This is a genomic window from Dysgonomonas sp. HGC4 (assembly GCF_001261715.1).
In the GTDB taxonomy this organism is placed as follows: domain Bacteria; phylum Bacteroidota; class Bacteroidia; order Bacteroidales; family Dysgonomonadaceae; genus Dysgonomonas_A.
The window spans coordinates 1-4,687 of the sequence record NZ_CVRU01000093.1 but is presented as its reverse complement, the minus strand read 5'-3'; the positions used below and the strand labels follow the sequence as shown (position 1 = coordinate 4,687).

The 4,687-nt window shown below is 35.5% G+C and carries 3 protein-coding genes; all 3 read right to left on the bottom strand.

What is annotated here, in order from left to right; genetic code table 11:
- Positions 1–131: 131 nt before the first annotated feature.
- Positions 132–1,631, bottom strand: coding sequence for an arylsulfatase (locus tag HGC4_RS09720; protein ID WP_050709942.1), 1,500 nt, complete (start codon positions 1,629–1,631; stop codon positions 132–134).
- 98 nt (positions 1,632–1,729) lie between these two features.
- Positions 1,730–2,464, bottom strand: coding sequence for a lysophospholipid acyltransferase family protein (locus tag HGC4_RS09715; RefSeq protein WP_050709941.1), 735 nt, complete (start codon positions 2,462–2,464; stop codon positions 1,730–1,732).
- A 188-nt stretch (positions 2,465–2,652) separates the two neighbouring features.
- Positions 2,653–4,401, bottom strand: coding sequence for a phospho-sugar mutase (locus HGC4_RS09710; RefSeq protein ID WP_050709940.1), 1,749 nt, complete (start codon positions 4,399–4,401; stop codon positions 2,653–2,655).
- Positions 4,402–4,687: the final 286 nt, after the last annotated feature.

The following is a 4,687-nucleotide window of genomic DNA, read 5'->3' as shown; positions in this document are numbered from 1 at the left end:
TAATGCTTTAATTCGAAAATAGTTCTGAGAAGATAATATGTTAAGTAGCAGTAAATATATTTATAGAATATTATTTATCCATAATAGTCAATTATACAGAGATTTATAACGTAATCAATTACATGAAAACTTTATTGGTTTTTCGTCGGATAATTAGGGCTAGTCAAAATGGTTTCTTTAAATACATTAAGTTTACCATCTTTGATATAAGGCTCCCCTCTTTCGCTCAAATGTTCAATCATCGAATTACGCCATTTGTCTAAATCAGCCTTGTATTTTTTATTTTTAGATAGGTTTACTGTTTCTCCTCTATCTTTCTCTAAGTTGAATAATTGCTCCTCTCCGGTATGGAAAAACCATATATATTTCATCTTTCCATCAGTCAATGCCGCCCAATAATTATCATTTTCATAAATAGTTGCATGTTCTAAATCAATATAAGGTCTCCAGGCATTTTTCTGATTTTTTAGTAAAGACAATACTGACATTCCGTTCATTTCCAGAGGTTTATCGATATGAGATGCTTCGAGGAATGTGGGTAGAACATCTCGCAACTCTACAACCTGATTTATTTTCTGATTCCTTTTGAGATTCATATTCTTAGGAGGCTTCACAATAAAGGGAATATGAGACGAACCCTCGTAGGCATAAGTTTTACGCCAGTGATAATGATCTCCCAACATATCTCCATGATCCGAGATAAATATAATTAGAGCGTTATCATAGATACCTTTGTCTTTTAAGCTTTGAATAATTCGTCCGATCTGGTCATCAACAAAAGTAACCGCACCATAATAATATCGGCGTGATTCCAGAGAATGTTCAAGTCCAAAGTCTCCAAACGGAGCATCAGGTGTCATCTTCCTATCAGCAAACGATTGGCACCAATCTCCAATATAGGGAGATACAACATCTTTATCTTTATACATGTCGGCATATTTCTTAGGAGGATCATAAGGGCTATGTGGACGGGCAAAAGATATCTTAAGGAACATAGGTTGTTGCAGATTGTAGTTCTCAATAAAACGGATAGCTTCATTACCTGTCCATTGTGTTGGATGTAGACGTTCTTCTAAAGCATACTCCTTCCCTTGATGTGCATTCCATCCTATTCCTGTAGAATCAGGATTAAGTCCGGGAGCTTCCATAGCGAACCATTGGCGGTAATCACTTACAAAATCAGGAGATTCAACACGTCCCGATTCATCCAGAAAAGTTCCGTGAAAACCATGCAGGCTACGTTGGGGAGTCCAATGCATTTTTCCTATACCAAAAGTAAAGTAACCTGCATCACGTAACATTTGAGGCATTTCATTCGGATACTTTGGTGCGACCTTATAATATCCTAACATTCCATGTTTCCACGGAGCATTACCCGTCAATAAACTAGCTCGTGCAGGCGTGCTACTGGGTAAGGATGAATAACCATTCATAAATAATGCGCCATCCTCGGCTAACGCATCCATATGTGGAGTTGAGATATAAGGATTCCCCATGGCTCCCACACAATCAGAACGTTGCTGATCGGTCATTATTAAAATTAAATGAGGCTTTTGTTGGTCTTGCGCCTTGTGCTTTGAGGGTATGACCAATCCAACTAATGTAAAGGATATTAGTTTTAATGCTTTCATAATACTATGACAAATTAAGGTTTAAGTCCTAAAAGAGCTTATAATAATCAGATCAAAGGTATCGAAAATAGAATGAAGTAGTAAAACACTTTATAGATTTAACTATTTCCTTTTGATAATAAGCTTGATTCTATAATAGAATGTACTTTTTTCATTAACTCAGGAAGATCATCTGAGGTAAGATTAGCTGTTTCGATAGGTTCGTGGAATGTGAGAGAAATAGCGGATGGAGACATGCGCCAGGAGTGGATAGGAAGCACTTTATAAGCACCATCAATAGTCATCGGAACAATGGGTAACTTTAAGCTTAAAGCTGTCTGAAAAGCTCCTTTCTTGAATTCTGCCATATTGCCGTCAGGAGTGCGGTGTCCTTCGGGGAAAACAACTGTCGACATACCTTCTTTAAGTGTATCTCTTGTATTCTTCATTGTTTCTACAATGCCTTTTCTGCTCGATTGATCTACAAATACATGACCAGCCTTTGCAGATGCAAGTCCTACTAGTGGCATTTTTTTTAGGCTTTGTTTCATCAGCCATTTAAAATTATGACCTAGATAACCATATACCAAAAATATATCGAAAGCTCCCTGATGATTTGCTACAAATATATAAGACTGTTTTTTATCTAAAACTACTTTACGATTTACCTTAATACGTAATAAGGCAGCTACACATACAAATCGTCCCCAAATAACTCCCGGATAATACCCCCAGAATTTATTATTGCCCAAAGTAGAGCCTATTATTATTGTTAGGGTGCACCAAGTAGTAGAGAGAATTAACAATGGTACAAAAATAACCCATTGATATATAAGATATAAAATACGTATCATAGAAGTATTGTCAATAAAAACGGGTCTTTAGACTCGTTAATTAGTTTCAAATATAACTGTTTTAAATGAAATGATAAAGTTTTGGTGTAGGTGAGTTAAGTTCCGCTTCTGAATTTAGTAGTAAGCAAGAAACGAGAACTGTATTATATAATTACAATTCTCGTTTATATTTAAACTGAGATATTCTATTAGATACCCAGATCTTTACATATTTGTTCTACTTTAGCCTCTGTTGCAGCATCTACTTTTGCAAAATCTGCACGAGATGGTAATTTGTCAACTACTTCAATATAGAATTTTATCTTAGGTTCAGTTCCCGAAGGACGAATTGAAACCTTAGTCTTATCTTCTGTAAAATACTGAAGCACATTAGATGTAGCTGGCATGTCTAATTTCGAAATTTTGCCGGTTCTAAGATCTTTAACTTCTAAGATCTCGAAATCTTTAACTAGAGTAACTTTAGATCCAGCAATCTCTTCTAATGGATTGTTACGGAAATTATCCATCATAGATTGGATTTCTTGTGCTCCAGACATTCCTTTCTTCACAACAGAAATACCTTTTTCTTTAGAAAAACCATATTCTACATAAATATCCTGAAGCATTTCATAGATAGTTCTGCCATTATCTTTACACCATGCAGCTATTTCAGCAAATAGAGCAGCAGCCGAAACAGAATCCTTATCACGAATAAAGTCTTCTGCTAAGAAACCATAGCTTTCTTCGCCTCCACCGATATATTTGCGTTTGCCTTCTAATTGACGCATTACAGATGCAATCCATTTGAAACCGGTAAAGCATTCAAACATCTCTACACCATTTTTTTCAGAAATAACCTGAGTCAGTTCACTTGTAACAATAGTACGTACTGTATATTCAGTACCTGTCAATTTGCCAAGTTCTTTCCAACGGGTAACAAGATAATATATAAGGATAATCATTGTTTGATTACCATTCAATAGAATGAAATCTCCGTTTGTATCACGCACACCTGCACCAAAGCGGTCAGCATCGGGGTCAGTAGCAAATACCAATTCTGCCCCCGTTTCAATACCTTTCTTTACAGCCATTGCCATAGCAGCAGGCTCTTCGGGGTTAGGAGAAACTACTGTAGGAAAATTGCCATCAACTACATCTTGTTCGGGTACGTGTATTATATTGGTAAAACCGTATGCTTTCAAAGCTTTAGGTACAATCTGACCACCTGTTCCATGGATAGGTGTATATACTATACCTATATTTCCATGACGCTTAATGGATTCGGGAGACAATAATATTGCTTTAAGAGATTCAATGAATTTATTATCCATATCCTCGCCCAAAGACTCGATCAAAGCTGGATTTCCTGCAAATTTAATCTCAGCAACTGAGCTAATACTATTAACTTCTTCAATGATGTTTTTATCGTGAGGAGGTGTTACTTGTGCTCCATCATCCCAATAAGCTTTATATCCATTATACTCTTTTGGATTGTGCGATGCTGTAAGAATAACACCACTTTGGCAACCTAAAGTACGTATTGCGAATGAAACTTCGGGCGTAGGTCTCAAGTTTTCAAAAAGATAAACTTTTATCCCATTAGCCGAGAATATATCAGCAACAACCTGTCCGAAATATTTACTATTGTTACGGCAATCATATCCAATAACAACTTTTATTTGTTCCAGATGCGAAAATTGCTTTAATAAGTAATTAGATAGTCCTTGTGTAGCAGCACCAATAGTGTACTTATTGATACGATTGGTACCTACTCCCATAATTCCACGAAGACCACCCGTACCAAATTCTAAATCTTTATAGAAAGATTCCATTAATTCGGTTTTATCTGCATTATCAAGCATACGCTTAATCTCGGTTTTCGTTTCGGCATCATAATCCCCTGCTAACCATATATTAGCTTTAGAGGTAACTTGCTTTAGCAGTTCTTTGTTTTCCATAATACTTATATGTATTTTATTTTGTTATTTCTTAAACACAAATATAATAAAAGTAGATTGACCGACAATCAAACTAATTTACAAATAGCACTCTTTTCCTAAAATAGATTTAATGAAAAATTACTTATTGTTTTCTTTATTTTTATTATCCACCAATGCAGAATCTTTTAATTGAACTGGTTTTGATCGTTTTCTTAGCTTCATATTGAAGAATTCCACCAATAAAGAAAATGCTATTGCAAAATAAATGTACCCTTTTGGTATTTCTCCGACAACAGAACCAAAT